The 17,712-nt window shown below is 36.3% G+C and carries 14 protein-coding genes; 7 read left to right on the top strand and 7 right to left on the bottom strand.

What is annotated here, in order from left to right; all coding sequences use genetic code 11:
• The first annotated feature begins 119 nt into the window (after window positions 1–119).
• On the top strand, window positions 120–980 hold the full coding sequence (locus NSQ49_RS25375) for a hypothetical protein (RefSeq protein WP_341071722.1): 861 nt from the start codon (window positions 120–122) through the stop codon (window positions 978–980).
• A gap of 1 nt (window position 981) precedes the next feature.
• The gene (locus NSQ49_RS25370) at window positions 982–1,827 is read left to right on the top strand and encodes a ThiF family adenylyltransferase (RefSeq protein ID WP_159870466.1); all 846 of its coding nucleotides are present in this window, start codon (window positions 982–984) and stop codon (window positions 1,825–1,827) included.
• 106 nt (window positions 1,828–1,933) lie between these two features.
• On the opposite strand, the gene NSQ49_RS25365 is transcribed toward NSQ49_RS25370, so the two are convergent.
• The 5 genes from NSQ49_RS25365 to NSQ49_RS25345 form a co-directional block, all read right to left on the bottom strand.
• Window positions 1,934–2,785, bottom strand: coding sequence for a hypothetical protein (locus NSQ49_RS25365; protein WP_009336108.1), 852 nt, complete (start codon window positions 2,783–2,785; stop codon window positions 1,934–1,936).
• Window positions 2,786–2,806: 21 nt separating this feature from the next.
• Window positions 2,807–3,457 (bottom strand): hypothetical protein, encoded by a 651-nt coding sequence (locus tag NSQ49_RS25360; protein WP_159870463.1) that lies wholly within the window; start codon window positions 3,455–3,457, stop codon window positions 2,807–2,809.
• Window positions 3,454–4,038 (bottom strand): hypothetical protein, encoded by a 585-nt coding sequence (locus tag NSQ49_RS25355; RefSeq protein WP_159870460.1) that lies wholly within the window; start codon window positions 4,036–4,038, stop codon window positions 3,454–3,456. Before NSQ49_RS25355 ends, NSQ49_RS25360 begins: the two co-directional genes overlap by 4 nt.
• A 132-nt stretch (window positions 4,039–4,170) precedes the next feature.
• Complete coding sequence (locus NSQ49_RS25350; RefSeq protein WP_019379635.1) at window positions 4,171–5,043, bottom strand: tyrosine-type recombinase/integrase; 873 nt, start codon at window positions 5,041–5,043, stop codon at window positions 4,171–4,173.
• Window positions 5,044–5,558: 515 nt separating this feature from the next.
• A complete protein-coding gene (locus NSQ49_RS25345) occupies window positions 5,559–6,473 on the bottom strand; it encodes a hypothetical protein (RefSeq protein WP_159870457.1) in 915 nt (304 codons plus the stop codon).
• 819 nt (window positions 6,474–7,292) lie between these two features.
• Here NSQ49_RS25345 and NSQ49_RS25340 point away from each other — a divergent pair.
• Window positions 7,293–8,641, top strand: a protein-coding gene (locus NSQ49_RS25340; RefSeq protein WP_159871978.1) for an IS1182 family transposase whose coding sequence is annotated in 2 segments (ribosomal slippage) — window positions 7,293–7,857 and window positions 7,857–8,641 — 1,350 coding nt in all. Because the reading frame shifts where the segments join, the coding sequence is not laid out codon by codon here.
• 127 nt (window positions 8,642–8,768) lie between these two features.
• Here NSQ49_RS25340 and NSQ49_RS25335 read toward each other — a convergent pair.
• Both NSQ49_RS25335 and NSQ49_RS25330 read right to left on the bottom strand, forming a co-directional pair.
• On the bottom strand, window positions 8,769–10,124 hold the full coding sequence (locus NSQ49_RS25335; RefSeq protein WP_113885130.1) for a cell division protein FtsZ: 1,356 nt from the start codon (window positions 10,122–10,124) through the stop codon (window positions 8,769–8,771).
• A complete protein-coding gene (locus NSQ49_RS25330) occupies window positions 10,121–10,462 on the bottom strand; it encodes a hypothetical protein (RefSeq protein ID WP_009336102.1) in 342 nt (113 codons plus the stop codon). The genes NSQ49_RS25335 and NSQ49_RS25330 overlap by 4 nt, the downstream gene beginning before the upstream one ends.
• A 1,094-nt stretch (window positions 10,463–11,556) precedes the next feature.
• On the opposite strand from NSQ49_RS25330, the gene NSQ49_RS25325 reads away from it, so the two are divergent.
• The 4 genes from NSQ49_RS25325 (at window position 11,557) to NSQ49_RS25310 (ending at window position 17,710) form a co-directional block, all read left to right on the top strand.
• The gene (locus NSQ49_RS25325; protein ID WP_236566287.1) at window positions 11,557–12,879 is read left to right on the top strand and encodes a hypothetical protein; all 1,323 of its coding nucleotides are present in this window, start codon (window positions 11,557–11,559) and stop codon (window positions 12,877–12,879) included.
• Window positions 12,869–15,643, top strand: a complete 2,775-nt coding sequence (locus NSQ49_RS25320; RefSeq protein WP_159868168.1) for a type IV secretory system conjugative DNA transfer family protein — start codon at window positions 12,869–12,871, stop codon at window positions 15,641–15,643. Before NSQ49_RS25325 ends, NSQ49_RS25320 begins: the two co-directional genes overlap by 11 nt.
• A 205-nt stretch (window positions 15,644–15,848) precedes the next feature.
• Window positions 15,849–16,754, top strand: coding sequence for a S1 RNA-binding domain-containing protein (locus NSQ49_RS25315; protein WP_009336099.1), 906 nt, complete (start codon window positions 15,849–15,851; stop codon window positions 16,752–16,754).
• Entirely contained in the window at window positions 16,754–17,710 is a 957-nt protein-coding gene (locus tag NSQ49_RS25310) for a hypothetical protein (protein WP_159868165.1), read from the top strand. Before NSQ49_RS25315 ends, NSQ49_RS25310 begins: the two co-directional genes overlap by 1 nt.
• Window positions 17,711–17,712: the final 2 nt, after the last annotated feature.

Genomic DNA, 17,712 nt, shown 5'->3' with positions numbered 1-17,712 from the left:
ATGCTTACCTATCGGAACTGTTTGATATTGAGGATGAGGCAGTAATTAAGCTTGAAGCTGCAAAAGCAGCCGCCGTAAAAAAGCGAGAAGAACAAATCGAAAAATTAAGGAAATCAAATGTGGAAAAGAAAGAGGCCAAAGCTTCTACACCAGCTGCTCCAAAAAAGGATCCATTTAAAGTCCTGGTTGATACCATTGTTCGCTATGCGGGTATGGACTTGCCAGTTACCAACTATTTCTCAATAGAAGAGCTAGAAAATGGACTTCCGACTAAAAAGAAGAAAAAAGATGATGATGGAGAAGAATCAGCATTTGAGCCGATTTCTGAAAATGCTCTCAGAAAGAAATTAGAAGATGACTTTCCTGAGCTTGTGGCCAACTTTACTCAACTTGTATACATTGAGAAGAAAAACATTATTGTACCCGTACTTTCTGCAAAGAAGAAAGGTATGGTGGATTGTAAGGAGACCTCTGCATCTGCAGAGGTTTCTTCCTGTTCAAAGAAAAAGAAAATTCCCTTTCACATATTGGCTGATTTTATCGTAGTAGCCAAAGATTTTTCTAGTAAGTTTGGAACGGAGGTTCATGCCGACATCTACCTTGACAGAGACAAAGGAACATTTATCTTAGATTTTCCCAAGCAAGTGGTTAATTCTGTGCTTTGCTCAATCGATGATGATAATGCGTGGCTTTATGTTGAGAAATACGGTGATAGAAACTTAATGAAAATTATGGAGATCCACTCTCATCATGTAATGCCGGCTATCCCCTCTCCAGTGGATGATGCTAACGAAAGGTCCCCTATCCTTTATGCCATAGTTGGCCGCCTGGATAAATTTTTTCCGGACTTAATCGTCAGAACATTTAACAAGGAGACTCAAAAACACTTTAATATTAATCCCTTTAATGTTTTTGAAAACCCGGTATTTGATGACTATGCGACTTATCTTAGTGATATCTCAAATGTGGAGGTTGAGTAATATGCCGAAAATATCTGTGGATTTTACAAAAGGCAAACGACTTTTCACCCATATTGTGCTAGTTGGAGCGGGAGGTAATGGAGGTTATGTCATTCAGCAAGTAGCTCAAATGCTCAATATTTTTGATGTGTGGGGCAAAATGGTGATTGCTGATTATGACCATTATGAAGAAAAGAACCTAGCTAACCAGCTTTGTTTACGCCAAGATTTAGAAAGGAACAAAGCGGAAGTATTAGCTAAACGTTATCGCTCAGCTTACCAGGTAAACATTGAAACATATAGCGCTAGTTATATTGAGAATGTTGAAACCTTAGACAATTTATTTAATACAGACTATGAAGGTTGTCATGGCTGGAGTACATCATATGTACCAATCTTAATCTCTTGTGTTGATAACAATTTCTCTAGAAGGGTATTCCATGAATACTTTGAAAAAGTAGATAACCTATTATATATCGATATTGGGAATGAGGAAGTCCAGGTTCCCAATGACTTCCGTATCCGGTCAAAAGATGCCTGGACAGAAGAAGAGTTGGAAACTTATGAACGATCAGGCTTTACGGGTCAATTGGTATGTGGCCTTAAAATTAATGGGAATGTAATTTCTGAGCCAGTTGCTTCTGTATTTCCTGATATTTTAGAAGACCAGGATGAAATTGCCCCGTCCGAACTTTCATGTACTGAACTTGCTGCTTCTAATCCGCAGAGAGTGATAACTAATCGTTACTCAGCTCTAGCAGCATCCACAGTATTGAATGAAATATTCGAATTAGGAACAGTATCTACCCATAAGATATTTTATCATTCTAAGAAAGGATATATGAGAAGTGAGCCGATAACTCAATAAAATAAATTATTTTCTATAAGACCATCATTTTTTAGATGGTCTTTTTTGTACTTCGAAAAGAAGATATGTAAAGACCAAGCAGAGGCAATCTGCTTGGTCTTGTTTATTAGTTGTATTGAAAGAAACTGTCTACTTGAGCTAAGTTAACTGTAAGTTTATCTGTATCAAGAGTATTCATAACAACTGCTCTAGTAACTATTTGATCTAAAAGATTGTCCTGCTCTAAATCAGTTAGGCTAGTTTTTATTGAGATATTCAGGAAAAGACCTTTTTCGCTATCCCCGATATCAACAGCCAAAACTGTTACTTCTCCTATTTTGTCTAATCCTCTATAATCTGAATTTATAATCTCCCAAACTTCACTTAAACTATTTACTGCAGTTAAACTAAGATAGTTCTGAGGATTAATAAAGGTAATGTCATCTAGAGAAGCCATAATGCCTTTGTGTTGAGACTTATAAAAATGTATACCTCTTTTATTAGCCTCGTCTTTAAAAGCCCATAATGCCCCTAAACAAGCCGTATTTAAGGATATATCCATCAGGGTAGGGTAAACACCCTCATATTCAATTACCATCCATTTGATCAACTCTCTAAGGCTATCCATGGTTATTACTTCTTCTAGGTTATTATTTGAGCCGACTCGGAGCATATCGGGGATTTGTTGCGCTATTACCCCTTCTGCTTGTTTAAACCAATCATCCTCAAAGTTCGATTCGCTGTTTTGCATTAATTCCATTGCCATAAAGTAACCATTAAATATTTGTGATTGAATTCCTGCAAACAGCATATTCTCCATCTTCTCTACTTTGTCATGCTGCACGTATTGTAATAATCTATTTTTATAGAACTCATAGATTGTTGCTAAATCAATATTGAACTCTTGATTATTCTGTTGGTGGGCTTTTAATTTCTTTTGTGTGTATTCATAAATATTAATCTCAGTGGTTTGTGTCATCTAAATTCTCCTTTGTAAGTATTATGAAGCATTATCCTGAACTTCATATGGAGGTGAAGGACTATCATCAGCATATTTCCAGACTCCATTTTCCTTTTGAATTATGGATATAAAATACTCCTCCCCGTTTGTTGTTAAAACCTTACGATAAAAACTCCCTTCATTTTTAAGCCGGTTAAAAGTAACATTTGTTAATGTGTAGCTTTCGCCATTAATATTTTGTTTTAGATACAGGTCCTGTAATGAAGAAAATACAGTTACAGCATCATCCTTAGAAGGTAAAGATTCCTTTACTGACTCAGTTCCATATTGTAAAAGGAATTCATAATAGTTTTCCGGAGAAAGTTGCACTGTGTAGAATTTATACAATGCGTCTGCGACAAATTTTGAAAACTCTGCAGCATCCTTATACTCTTCTAAATTTTTGTAGTCTAGATTTTCAACTTCTTTTAAGGTATCTAACTCATTTTCATAGACTACCTCATTAACTGGTCTCTCCATATCTTTGTATATTTTCTCTTGTTCTTCTTTTTCTTTGCTATCCTTAAGTTCACCTTGCTTCTTTTCTTCTTTTAGAGCTTCAATTCTTTTTGATTCTTTATCGAATAAACCACCGCATCCAGTTAACAGCAAAGAACTAGATAGAATTAGAGAAATAGCTTTAACTTTCATCTTAAGATCCCTTCTGTCAAAAGCTTCTTTTCTTTAGTAGTAAGATAATTTAATAGTTCTGCGCTATGTAAAGCAGAGATGTCACTCACTGCAGATGTGACAAGTTTAGGTATATCTGTTATTTTCATTTGGTTATTGCTAGGTGTTACTGGTACTTTTAAATGCTTTTCTAAACAATATGAAAGAGTTTTAAGATGATCTCTATCAATACTGGTTGGTAGTGATATGCTTTCTAATTTTCTAATTCCAAATAAGTTGATGCAGACAATAATCGATTTTAAAGTAACCAAGCCTGGATCTAAGGTTAAGCTAAATATCTTCGAATTATCTTTGTACCATTGGTCCTTCAAAGTTTTTAAAATTGGATGTGAATGTATACTAAGCTGTTCTTTTTTACTATTAATTTCAATATAGTTACTAATCTGCTCATTCTTAAGAACTTCCGATAAGTATAAAGATTTTTGTTTGTTAAAAGGTATAGATAATACATCATTGGAATTATTGAAATTAAAATCTCCTTCTCCTATTAAGACTGCTTTGGAGAAATCTAATAGGTTTCTAGCAACTTGCTTATCTTCCAACGCTACAGCTCCTTTCCCATAAAAAAAAAGCACTCCAGAATAAAACCATCTCCAATAAAAGATAGTTTTTCTGGGTGCTTCCCATTGTTGTTTTTGTTTTTGTTTCCACAATTATACACTTAATTTTGAAGCCTATTCAAGTTCTTTTTGGGTATAGGTTCCTTCGACTATCTGTTTCAGATAGTATGATGCAGTATTTTCTTCAATTCCTAATTCGGCGGCTATGAGCTGGATTGGTACTTTTTTAGAATAAAGATCAAATGCGATAGCTCTTCGAATTATAGTAAGAGTTAAAGCTGGAGATCCTTCAGGGAGGTAATCACGAGATATTGCTCTTAAATGACTTTGCATGGACATTACCTGTATAGGTCCAGTTACGTTCTCTCCGTGATGTTTTGTCGTAAATACATACTCGCTGCCATTAAAAAAAGTGGAGTAAAAGTACTCATGGAAGTACGCCACTTCAGATCCCTGGAGGGTAATGGTTCTATTTTTCAATTGAATTTCAACTATATCTTTATTTGCGTTATCTTTAACTTTATCCTTGGTAAATCCAAACTCAGCCATCTTTAAGCCTTTAGTGGCCAATAAAAACAATACTTTTCTAAGCGGCGAATATTCATCATTAAGCAGAACTAGATCAAGCACTTTTAGAATTTCGTGAAATTGAATGTGCACAGTTGGCTTTTCTTTTACAACAAACCTCTTGATTTTGACTGCAGGATCAACACTTAAAGGTACTTTGTCAGTTTCCCAAAAATAGTTAAACATAGTCTTTAAAATGGCAAGTTCTTTATTTATTGTCGAGATACTTTTTTCTCTTATATCACGTTGATACTCTAAGTATTTGATTATGTCTGAAGAGGTAATTTGAAAAGGTTCCTTATTCTCCGGATATTTATCTTTAATAAAGGCAAAAAATTGGTTTATAACCTTTTCGTAGCTATTTACTGTTTCCTCACTATACCCTTTATTTTCGATATGCTTAATAAATCCGTAAGGCATTCATTCTCCCCTCCTAATATCAGACCTTTATATTTCCTATATTATACTAGATTATATGTTCGTATCTTCCTTAAAAACTAAAATACTGCCAATTTTAAGTGGTTTTTTGTTGTAATTTACTACCGCAAGTTTTAGACTCACCTTAACTACTCAGCGGTTTTGAAACCTAACTTTTTTAGAGTTCAGTTGTACCCTGTATTTTATTTATTTTTCAAACCAAGAACGCAGCTAAGGTTTAACAAAAACCCATTAGAAATACAATAATAATGACTAAAAAAAGCTCATTCAGTAAATATTTACTGAATGAGCTTTAATAGCTTTAGGAGATATTGAACTTACCAATTAATGATTGTCCTGGCGATAGCTGCTAGCAGAGTTACTGCGGTTGCAGCTACCACCACTTTATCAATTGTTCTAACTGTTTTCTCTTTAAAATAATATGTTAACACTCTGCCCCACCCCTTATGAACAACTTTAGTAAGCCCATTATAAAACATATGTTCGGAAATTTCAATCTATTTCATATTTGCACTTAATAGTTTTTTGTCATCTACATCAGTATTGAGCTGCATATTCGAAAAAGATTCACGCTCTTGCTGTAATAACGTATTTACTTTCCTCTTTTCCTCTTGAAGTGTTTCTATTTCTTTTCTTGCTATATTGATCTTCTCTTTAATTTCTTGATCCATTTTTTCTTTTAGCTTTGTTTCTACATCCTTGTTAATTTGCTCAACATCAATAATATCAGGTTTCTTAAAAAGCCCTAAAAAAGAAGGTTTTTGAATACTTTTTTTCAATGAGGTTGATAGCAGCTGCGTTTGTTTTTCTTCTAAGTACTTCATATAAGCATCTGTCTTGATTTGGTCTATCTCAACTTCTTTTCTCTCTAGTTTTCTCTCAATATCAGAAATATCTTTTTCGTACTTAAGTATGTTCAGCATTTTACTCTGGAATCCTAGATTTCGCTCCATAGTTGATAAACGTTCTTCATAATTATTCTGCAGCTGATCGCTATACTCTTGAAGATCGGTACTTTCACGTTGAACCCTCTTTACATTCCCTCCCATGGAAACACCAGGTTGCATTCCTAGCTCAGCAAGAAGATCCACAGAAGTTTTAGAGGCCTTGTCCATTAATACAAATATTAAATGTAAACGAAATACACTTTTATAATTTAACCTGTAAAACTTCCCGAACTTTTCAGGTTGAATGTACTCGATTAGATCTGAACGAAAATGATTTCTAATTGTAGAGTCAGACCGTTCAATAATACGACCTGCCTCAACAGTGCTATATGTCATGTCTTTATGCATTGATTGAATACCCATTGTGAACACGCTGTCCTCTAATCCATTCAAAACAGCCATTCTGTATATAGGATCATTTTCAAATTCTTTCATAAGCAGTTCTTTCATATCTAAGCTTTCCACACAATCACCTCCAGTACTGTAGATTTCTACAATCATTTATAAGAAATATTACACTTAATATATCCATAAATCAACTCAAAACGTTGATATATTAGGCGTTAACAAGCTCCGAACGATTCGCAGCGCTTGCGATATTTGCCACAAACGAACATCAGCGCGAACGCTACCTTACGAAATTTAATAAATCAATAACGTAATTGAATCAAACGCATATGTATGAATCTATCGTTTTCGTAATTGAATTATAAAGAGCGCTATTTAACGTTACAAGAACGGTAACGCTACATATCGTTTGTGCTTAATAGCGCTTGATTTATAAGGGTTCTTGTTTTGTTGTTTGCGTTTGATTGAGAATGAATGATGAAACATCGTCCGTGTTATATTGAGTGAAGATGAATTTTGTGAATTACTGGGTTTTTATCCAGGTTAAGAGCTTTTTTTGCGTCTTGGATCCAGCACAAGTCTTTTCTTTGAATTTCAAAGCGAACCTAACATAACTTAAGGGCATTCTTTGATTTTAACTTATAGTAATAACCGTATTAGTAAGGTAAAAATAATTTTATATGTACCGCAATTGAGGTTGCTAATTATGGTACACATATAAAACGTTGATATACGAGGGATTGATGGTTTACGGTCCTTTTAGGTACATAAAAGGGGTACACAAAGTTTGGAGGAATAAATACAAAAAAACAAGCCTAGAAGGCTTGTCAGGCTGTCGAGAAACTCTCGACAGCTTTTATTTTTATCATTAACTTTATTAATTCACCGCGTTAATTTGATATAATATAATTAATTTTACTTAGGATGGTGGATGGCATGTTCAAACCGAAAAGAGAATCACAAAATGAAGCGGAATTTGTTTTTATTGAAGATTTAGTCCCTGAAGATCATCTTTTAAGAAAAGTTGATAAGTACATAGATTTTTCTTTTATCGGGGAGAAAGTCCGTCCCTTCTATTCAGAGAATAACGGGCGTCCTTCGGACCCCATTATGCTTTTTAAGATGATGTTCATTGGTTACTTTTATGGCATCCGTTCAGAACGACAATTAGAACGGGAAGTACAGATGAATGTGGCGTACCGATGGTTCCTTGGCTTGAAGCTCAATGATCCTGTTCCGGACCATTCAACCATCAGTTGGAACCGGCGAACTCGTTTTAAAGATACAAATATTTTTCAAGAGATCTTTGATGAAATTGTCCATCAAGCCATTAGTCATAAAATGGTCGGTGGAAGAGTTTTATTTACTGACTCCACTCACCTTAAAGCGAATGCAAACAAGCACAAATTCACTCGTGAAGAAGTAGAAATTGAAACTCGGGAATATATAGATGAACTTAATAAAGCTATTGAGGAAGACAGGTCAAACCACGGAAAAAAGCGCTAAAAGAAAGAGAGGAGGTGACAGAGACCAAGGAAATCCGAAAAAGTACAACCGATCCAGATTGCGGATTCATGTCCAGGGAAAATAAGCAGGAAATGTTCTGTTACTTAGACCACCGAACAACGGATATGAAGTTCAATATCATAACGGATGCCTATGTTACTCCTGGAAATGTCCATGACTCTATCCCTTATCTTTCTAGATTGGATCGTCAGATCGATCGTTTTGGATTTAAAGTAGAAGCAGTGGCACTCGACTCAGGTTATTTAACGAATCCCATTTGTAAAGGGCTTCACGACAGAAGCATTTTTGGTGTAATTGCACATCGGAGATATCAGCCGACCAAAGGATTATTTCCAAAATGGAAGTTTACCTATCATAAAGAACAAGATATCTATGTTTGTCCAAATGGCCAGAAGCTAGTTTATCGCACAACAACAAGAGAAGGGTACAGAGAGTACAAGTCTGATTCTAAAAAGTGTTCAGAATGCCCACTCCTGAAGGAGTGCACAAGGTCAAAGAACAAACAAAAGGTCCTAACACGCCATGTGTGGGAAGAATTTAAAGAGAAAGTGCGCCTAAACAGACTCTCCCTCTCCGGAAAAATTCTTTATAAATATAGAAAAGAGAAAGTTGAGCGAAGCTTCGCAGATTCAAAAGAACTGCATGGGCTTCGCTATTGCCGGTTACGGGGATTGCACAATGCGAGTGAGCAAGTATTACTCACCGCAGCGTGCCAGAATATGAAAAAGATCGCCACTCACCTAGCCAAGCTAGGATAATTGTGGCGATCTATTGTTTTTCCATAAAAAAAGCCTATTTTTAAGTCAGTAATTGAGAAAATAAAAAAAGCTTGTGGAAAAATCATACCTTTCTCCACAAGCTGACAAGCCTAGAAGGCTTGTCTTTTTAAAAATCAATATCATTCAAATCGGCAACTTTAGCTTTCTTTGGCTTATTCTCATTATCCTCAAATTCTAGATCATCTAAAGTCATCTTTTTCCGACGGACTGTAGTGTTTCCAGAAGAAAAGAAGTCATCAAATTCATCTAACCCTAGTGCTGAAGAAGCTTGTTTCTTAGCTTCCTCTTGTTCTTTTTCTAACTGTTCCCACTGCGATAATTCTTCTCTTAACTGTTGAATTCTTACAGAGGGAGAAGGGTAAACGGCAAGGCCATATAAAGTAAGGTTTTCCAATTTGCTATTTTTAGATATTGATAAGTTTACTTTGGTATCAAGCAAGTCAGAAGTATATCTGAAAACATCATCTGCAATCTTAGGTGAAATATTCTTCGAAGAAGGATATAGAACTGCTACAGCACCAGCCACTGCATTTTGAACTTTATAAGTAGCCAGTACTTCATTGTTATTAAATAGATTTCCTATAACAGATTCGATATTTTCATCATTTCTCAGTTCCTTGTGCTTCGATATAGATAGCCAGCCTGGAGTTGATAAGGTAGTAAGTAGTTCCGTTTTATCAAATACGGACCGTCCATCTAAAAGAGGTAGTGATGAAATCTCTGCCAAAGCACTTGCGATCACCATATTGCTATAGGATTTAGCATCAATTTCAAGGCCTCCGTATGTTTTGAGAGGGCTATTTGCGTAATAGTCTTTCATTTTTTCATTATCAATAACTACAGCAGCACCCATTTTGTTTTCATTCATAAGCTGCTGAATTACACTAATACCAGCAAGAGCGTTCCTTCTAAATGCAGAACCTCTTTCGTCAGAAGAAGGCAGGGAGCAAATAACACCTAAAGGAATTTTCCCGCCTGGTAGGGCTCTGTTTTCTCTAACTTTTGACAGGTAAGCTAATGCTACTTTTAGCGCTCCATTACCAGTCCCGCCGCCTAAACTAACACATACCCAAACGAACTCTGAGTCCTGTACTGCATCGTCAAGTGCGACCTTTTTATATAAGTCTGCATTTTCTTTAGCGATTTCAAATCCAAGCTGTGCATTTTTATCTGTACCTTCAAGTTCAGGAAAGTCTTTACTGGAAGTTACAATCCTATGAGTTTCCGGTATTAAATTTTTATGTTCTTCCATATCTGATTTTGATGAATTGAGTAAGAAAGTTGGATAACCAAACCTTGATAATTCAGCAGCGATTCGGCCACCACCTTGTCCAAGACCAATAATTGCTTGTGAAGGATAACGATCCATTTCAGATTTTAGTTCATCAGATAGTAAATGTGGGGATAGCAGCGCTTTAATTGCACCTAACTTTTCATTTTCTCCAAAAGCCTTAATCATCATATGTGTTGCTCCTTCCTTAACTTTTCTTCATAAAGTAGTTGGGCTAATTGTTTGCCTCTTACTGTAACAAAATAGGGAGTCGCGGTTCCGTCTTCTTTTTTCTCAACGAACCCTTGAGCTTCAAGAGTCAAAAAAGCGGAATCATACTTCTTTCGTTTGCTATGAAAGTTATCTAACCTAGTCTTAACAAGGCCTCTATGTATCTTGTTTTCTTTCACGACCTGTCTAAATACGTCAATAGTAAAGTCATCTAGCTTTTTTCTAAGGAATCGCAGTGTGTCATTATCGTATTCCAGCTCATCTAAGTCCCTGAAACTCTTAGCTTCAAGTTCACTCATTCCTTCACCACCTTATGAACCTTAAAAGACCTCTTTTGTGTACCTTTAAGGAACATTATAGAAAACAAGCCAAATAAATGCAATATATATACTTTATTATCTCAAATAAATGTACTTTCCTTCCATCCTTGTGTACCTTAATTGTGGTACACAATATAAATCTCAGACAGCTTGATTCCTGAAAAAACCTACCCTCCAATGACACTCGATGTGTACCGCAATTGTGTACCTTAATTATGAACCTTAAAATTTACATAATAAAGTCCCCCATATTTCATTTTCGTATCATTAAATTCAATTTAGTTCTGTTTAAAAAGGGAAGAATGATCATCTTCGATCACAATTCAAATTCATTCAACTTACATATTTACCGTTGTCTAGCAATCATTCAGGTTCATTCAAGCTCATGTAGTAGCATTATCATTAAAATAAATTTTTTTAAGTAAAAACAGCAAATTGTTTTATACGATTACTGGAATACGGAGTATTAAGTGCCGGGGAGCCATTGCCAGAAGGAAAATGATTGTAGGAGATTGTCTGTAGTGGGGAGGTCTCGAAAGGATTCCTAACTATCTTTTACATAGGGGTATTCACTTTTTCATTCAATCCATGATTTTATATTTAGTCCTCAAGATATAACAAAATCAGTAAAGTTCCACTTACCAGTGGAAAGGTTGTGGTGGAAAGATTATCGTTCCACCAAAAGTTTTCCACCATGGTACACCAATAATAGTACTTTGAAGTCTTGGTATTATAGTAAATACGGGTTCCAAAGCAAGTGTGAGTTCTTACCGTATTTTCACCCCGTTTAAGGTAAAGGATTGAGACTGAATTCTATTGATTTTACAACATCGATTTGTACCCTAAAATATAGCTATTTCATAACAAAACTTATTAAGTACGAAGGTCACCATTCTTTGTATATCCCTGTATAATCATTCGCTAGATATCACGATATTTTATTGCCAGCTCTTATATAAAATGGTATACTCAGGTCGAAATTTCATATCTAAAGGGACGACCCTGGACTCACTAAGCTTAGGCTTGGTTTGTTCGGGGTCTTTTTTTATCTCATAGAAAGGAGGCTATAAGTGGTGAGTGAGAAGTCTATCTATACTTACAATAATGGTAGGGCATGGATAACTGAAAAGGATAAAGAATTATTAAAGCTAATATGGTTACATAAATCAGTAACTGTCTCACAAGTAAGGTTCTTTCTTTTAAAGGCATATGGTATGAAAAAGAGTGCTGTCTACAAGAAGCTTCAGAAATGGAACGAGCTTAAGATTACCAAAACACAAGTTTATAGCGGGAGGAAGAAGGTCCAATTAAGATGTGTACAGATGAATAAGAATGGAATTGATATTTTAGTAAATGAAGGGGTTATCCATAATTCAACTTATCCTTTGGTAGAGCTGCCAAATCCTAAAACGGCTGATCACTTCTTTTTAACAAGAGAAATAGTTATAAGAACGTATTTAGAGTTTTATAAAAAGGGAGGTAGGTTTACTTCAATTCCTCCATTAGAAACTCCTTACTATGACACTAAAGTGAAGAAGGCTTATAAAGAACAAGGAAAAAATCTCTTAAAAATACCAACTCTAGTAGAACCGGATTGGATTTTGTACAGTGATTCATCAATACTGAATATTGAATCGGATACCGGGCATGAAAGAGCAAATACTATCATCGACAAAGTTAAAAGGTATGTAGAATATAATGCTCAGAATTTAGAACATAAAGACCATCATATATTGATTGCCCCTATAGATTCTGCAGATGATGACATCCTATGCTATGTGGAAGATCGGCCAAAAGAACGTAAAAAGCGTGTAAGCCAAATAAAAGAATATGTTATTAGGGCAAGCGCTCATATCATTCCTAACCTTCATTTCCATGTGGTCACTTCTAGCAGAGCAGGGAAAGTAGCTTATAACATACTAACAGGAAAGACTAAGGAACATTCCTATGTACTAAATGAAAGTATTGGAGCTTTAGAAACTAATAAACACCTCAATGTTTCAATGGTAAAAAGGCTACCTGAAGAGTTTTATACCGGAAACGTATTAAATTCATATTTTGCTGACGGCCATTTTGACATGAAAAGAGAAGGAGAGAAGGTAAAAACATTTTTAATCAAAGTAATGGATGAAGGCTGCGTAAAGTCCTTGGACCAACTTGCTTATTTAAACTGGCTTTTAGAAAAAGACCGTTATAAAAGTCATGTCGATGGAATCCTTGCTATCTATCAAACAGAAGAGGAGAGATTGCATGATAATCTGGGTGACCTTTGGGAGTTAAATCATGTCTATTTCAGTTCTTTAGAAAGGCTACAAAGAAATAGTATTGACGGATCAACATTTTATCAGCAAACCTCTAAATTTAAGAGGAAGAAGGTGTTGCTTTATGAGGGATAAACTGCTGTTAAAATTGCCGGGCATTGCCGTTTCAATACTGGGTATTCTCTCTTTGTATCTAACAATCCGGGCAACCATAAATTATTTCTTTTTAATGTCTGCTCAATTTAAAGGTGTGGTACCATCATTTATTTTATTTGGTGATTCTACAGAACCTGGCCGAATCGGTTTCTGGTTATCAGCAATCTGTCTTATAGTGGGATGGCTAATCAGTACAAAGTTTAAAGCATTTCAAACGAAAAGGTGGAGAATTGCTTGGTTTGGAAATATGGCTTTAGGAATGTTTTTTCACTTCCTTTGGTTGATTAGTGCACCAGTATATAACACCCTGATCCCGTATTTAGGAAATCGCATAAATCAAATGGATGTTCAAAGTATATGGTTAGAAATTGCGGTGGGTGACACTCAAACATTGCTTCTAACAGTTATGTTCGTTCCTACTACAATTACTTGCGTAAGTATGCTATGGCTATTTGGACAGTACTCACAATATTCAAAGGAACTTAATCAAGCATTTTGGGAATATGAATACAAGAATGTTCATCTGCAAAAATTCTTTAAGATTTGCAAAAAGGAACTATGGCCAGATGTGGTATTGGGGCCAGACTCAGACACAAAAGAAATGGTTGTCCAACCAGGTAAGGACCGTACTCTCAACAATGTCATAATTGGTAGTATCGGTACAGGTAAAACCGCTGCTTTGGTTCTACCTATAATTAATCAGGATTTACATTGGATGAGCCGCTACATAAATGAATATCCTTCTCTGTATCAGAGGGAGGACTTCCATACGGAAGATGTTAAGGGTATGTACCTAAATGGAGTAAGCATAATAGAGCCTTCAAACGACCTTTGCCAAAAGGCATTTCAGTTAGTAAAAGCACATGGCATCCCAGAGGAGTCAGTATTTTACATCGACCCTACAAATCCGAATACTCCATCTATAAATCCTATGGAAGGACCGGTTGATAAAGTGGCTGAAGCTTTCGCTATGGTTATCGAGGGTCTAGCAGAAGGCGGTCAGGCAAACTTCTTTTTCCAACAGAGTGAAAGGAACCATTTAAAGCACTATATCTATTTACTAAAACTGCATGAGCCTGAACAAGAAGTTACTTTCGACATGTTGTTAAAAATGTACGATAATCCTAACCTTGTTCGTGTAATGCATGAGAAACTTAAAAAGACCTTCCCAGAAAATGTGGACCTGATGGAAGATCGTGATGAGCGGAATCATTGGGCTATCGTAAAACAGATAGATGAATGGTTTGACACAAACCTTCTTCCGAAAACAGAAAGAGCAGGTCAAGGAAACGTACCAAAACTTGTCCAAGAAGGGGAGTTTCGTGGGCAGCAAGAATATTACGATGCTAAAGCGGAGTATGTACAGGGTTTAAGAAACATTCTTAACGACATAGGGGCAAGCCCGTTAATACGAAGAGTATTATTTGGGAAATCTGATTTTTCATTTGACCGCCATCTAGAATCAGGTGGTATTTTACTAGTGAACTCGGCCAAGGGAGAACTCGGCGGCCTATCCAACGTATTAGGTAAACTCGTATTGTTGAGTCTTCAGAATGCAGTTTTCAGAAGGAAACCTAATATATCAAACTTTCATCATATTTTAGTAGATGAATTTCCAGATTACATTTATCAACCATTCAAAGAGTTTCCAGCTCAGTCACGTAAATATAAAGTTATTGTTACCGTTGTAGCACAAACTGTTGCCCAGCTAGCGGATAAGTATGGAGAAACCTATATGCATACTTTGCTAGGTACCTTACGACACAAAATGGTTTACGGGGATATTCCTGATTTTGATGCTCAACTTTTCTCAAAAATATTCGGGGAGGTTGAAAGATTTGAAGAAGGAGTAAATGAACAAGCAGTCAGCCCGCTGCAAGAAAAGCCTATGTTACGGGTTGGGAATTCCTATCAGAAGAAAAAGGAGGCTATCCTATCTCCAAGCGATATCATTTTCCAAAATCCATTCCAATGTGCAGTTAAAATTGTTGCTAATAATAAGCCGGTGCCGGTTATGCAAATTGATGCAAACTTTGTTCCAAAGGAAGAATTTAACGAGGCCGTGATCCAGGTAAATGAAGAAGCTGCTAAAACATGGCTAGAGTCTAGAAAGGGCATAGTTTTGTTAACCGAGAATCAAACTCTCGAAGAATTTGAAGTATTAGATGAAGAGGAGGTTATTAAAGAATTAGAGAAATCGGACATTGAGCAGGCAGAACCGCTTCTACTAAATCCCGGTAATGATCATCCTATTACACTACCAATTTTTAATAAAAAAGACTCGGCCCCTGAGGCTGAAATACCAGCTGGAGTTTCAAGTGACAAATTAGAAGCTGTTCCGGAAGATTTAAAAAAGAATACTGACGCAATAGAGCCGATTGTTCCTTTAAGTCCCGCTAATTCAGAAGATATCAAAACATTACCACCTTCTAATAGTGTTATTCTAAGTAGCGATGATGGTGAACCCACTGTCAATGTTTTGTCCAAAGAAATGCCACAGGGTTTACCAAAGGAGCGCATAAACATAACTCATGAGTCAGACAGTAATATATCAAATAAAGAGGTGCAGCGACCAGTACTGTCTCAATTAGGCGAAAAGCAGGAACAGCTTCAAAACGAATTACTAAAAGAGTTAAGTGAAATACCCGCAAAGTCAGAGGTTGCTGTAGCTTCTGAAACAGACAAAGAAGCAAAGAACAATTCTAAAAAGGCTGAAATTCTATTCAGTGTATTTGAGGAATAAAGTAGTAATATAGTTAATTATAGTAAATTAATTATTGCCAAATCTATAACGCTTAGTATACACTTTTGGTAAGGTAGCAAGAGCGAAAATTAAATTATTCTAAAATGGGAGTCCCCCAAGAACCAGAGTAGTACTACACTACTCTCGTTTTTGGGGGACTTTTTTTGTTTGCTTACCTGCCTTTTTAAAATCAGGAGGGATACAAATGGAAGAACTCACAACAAAATCTTGGAAATCTGAAGAGCAGCTAGATGATCTTGCAAGATATAAAAGAAATAAAGAGATTGTTAAAGGGGTTGTTACCTCTGTAGGAGTAATAAAAGCAAGGGTCCTGGACGCTGACTCTCAAGAGTATGTAAATAAAGAGACTGAAATTGCTTATCTAATGCTTGAAAACGGGGTAACAGCTTATTGCCCGGCACATGAATTCTCATCACATGAGTTCCGCAGCCTAAATGGATTTGCAGGTACGATGCAGGAGTTCCTCATCGACCATCTGGATTTAGAACAAGAAATTTTACTTGTCAGCATAAAAAAGGCAGATGAGATTAAACGGGCAAAATTTTTAAGCCAGCTTGAGGTTTTAGAAGAAACTGACCAATTGCATGAATTTGTGTTTGATGGAACGATAACTGGTTTTGATAGAAGAACTAGAAGAATTTTCGTTCGTGTAAATGGTGTTGATTGCACTATGTACCCAGACGATTACAGCTGGGAGCGGGGAAGACGTATTGAAGAACAAATTCACCGCGGAGAAAATATCAAAGTAAAGATTATTCGATTTAACAAAGAGCGCAATACCATACGTGTCAGCCGTCGTCATACAATGGAAGATCCATATGAAAAACTAGAATCGTTACAATCCAGAAATGCAATCGCTGGTAAAGTTTCAGGTGTAGACGCTGTTCACGGCATCTTCATTCAACTGGATGTTGGATTAGAAGTAAAAGGCGTTAAACCTAATTATCTGGAGGAGCCAGTGGTCGGAGATGTGGTAAGCTGCGCCATTCGAAGCATCGATAAAGAGAATCGGAGAGCCAAAGTTGTCATTACTGGATATCCAAGGGGTAAAAAGAAACGCAGGGACGTTGGAGCGTTCTTGTTTGAATAATGGAAGCTCTTATTCAAGACCAGCCTAACCCAGGAGTAACACAGGAGTATCCATTACTCACAACAAAGAAAGGTGAAGTGCCTTTATGGGATCACCCCTTCCTTAAAGGCACTAAGGTCTTGCCGAAGAAATACTACCCTTACACTAATTTAGAAAGTGTTGTAGAACATTTTACGAGGGGTAGGTTAGACGAGAAGGATTTCACACTCTTAAAAGTTCTTGGTGATGCCATTTGTGCAAACGAAAACCAATTACGAAGGTACCTATTGCCTATTATGAGTTCTTCTCAAACATCTTTAAGGCTAGACCGCTTGCGCCGAAATGGGTTTGTTGAACGCTGGAAAATACGAATTCACGGAGAAGAGGATGCAGTAAAACCACCCGCTCCCTTTACTTTGGGAATGGCCGGATTTAAGCTTTTAAAGCACTATTATAATTCTGATTTCTTTATGGACGCGAATCGTTGGGATTCTTTAGGTGTTGGTGGAATCAAACGATATGTATCCATGAATGAACTTCGCTGTTTAATGGCGGAAATGAACATCTTAAAAAAATGGAAGTGGAATCCGATAATTGCCACTCACCATCAAAATAACCGACCATTAGGAGCGGGAATCATAGAGTTTCCCCAGGGTCAAATGAATTTCCTTATTGATCGAGTTCAAGGGACTCAAAACTATATTGGGTATTTCAAGGAAAGACTATTCAATTGGAAAAACATTTATGAACACTATGGAAGAATTCCGGTAAGTGAGTTTCCTGATAATACTTCCTATATCATAATATTTGCTTCCACCCTTAGCATTGCGAATCATATACATCAAGAACTAATGCTGGATACCTTCCCATTTAATATATGGGTATGTGTCGAAGAGGATGTTCTTGAAAGTGGATTTAATACTTCTTTTTACATTCCGAACAAGCAAGACCTAAAACGAATTAGACTTGATTTTTAAGG

This window comes from Cytobacillus sp. FSL R5-0377 (assembly GCF_038004385.1).
Classification (GTDB): domain Bacteria; phylum Bacillota; class Bacilli; order Bacillales; family Cytobacillaceae; genus Cytobacillus.
This window is presented reverse-complemented; position numbering and strand designations above follow the sequence as displayed.

What these genes read in the sequence shown, in the direction of transcription:
- NSQ49_RS25370 (WP_159870466.1), top strand. Translation starts at nt 982, where the DNA reads ATGCCGAAAATATCTGTGGATTTTACAAAAGGCAAACGACTTTTCACC.
- NSQ49_RS25365 (WP_009336108.1), bottom strand. Translation starts at nt 2,785, where the DNA reads ATGACACAAACCACTGAGATTAATATTTATGAATACACACAAAAGAAA.
- NSQ49_RS25360 (WP_159870463.1), bottom strand. Translation starts at nt 3,457, where the DNA reads ATGAAAGTTAAAGCTATTTCTCTAATTCTATCTAGTTCTTTGCTGTTA.
- NSQ49_RS25350 (WP_019379635.1), bottom strand. Translation starts at nt 5,043, where the DNA reads ATGCCTTACGGATTTATTAAGCATATCGAAAATAAAGGGTATAGTGAG.
- NSQ49_RS25335 (WP_113885130.1), bottom strand. Translation starts at nt 10,124, where the DNA reads ATGATGATTAAGGCTTTTGGAGAAAATGAAAAGTTAGGTGCAATTAAA.
- NSQ49_RS25330 (WP_009336102.1), bottom strand. Translation starts at nt 10,462, where the DNA reads ATGAGTGAACTTGAAGCTAAGAGTTTCAGGGACTTAGATGAGCTGGAA.
- NSQ49_RS25320 (WP_159868168.1), top strand. Translation starts at nt 12,869, where the DNA reads ATGAGGGATAAACTGCTGTTAAAATTGCCGGGCATTGCCGTTTCAATA.
- NSQ49_RS25315 (WP_009336099.1), top strand. Translation starts at nt 15,849, where the DNA reads ATGGAAGAACTCACAACAAAATCTTGGAAATCTGAAGAGCAGCTAGAT.
- NSQ49_RS25310 (WP_159868165.1), top strand. Translation starts at nt 16,754, where the DNA reads ATGGAAGCTCTTATTCAAGACCAGCCTAACCCAGGAGTAACACAGGAG.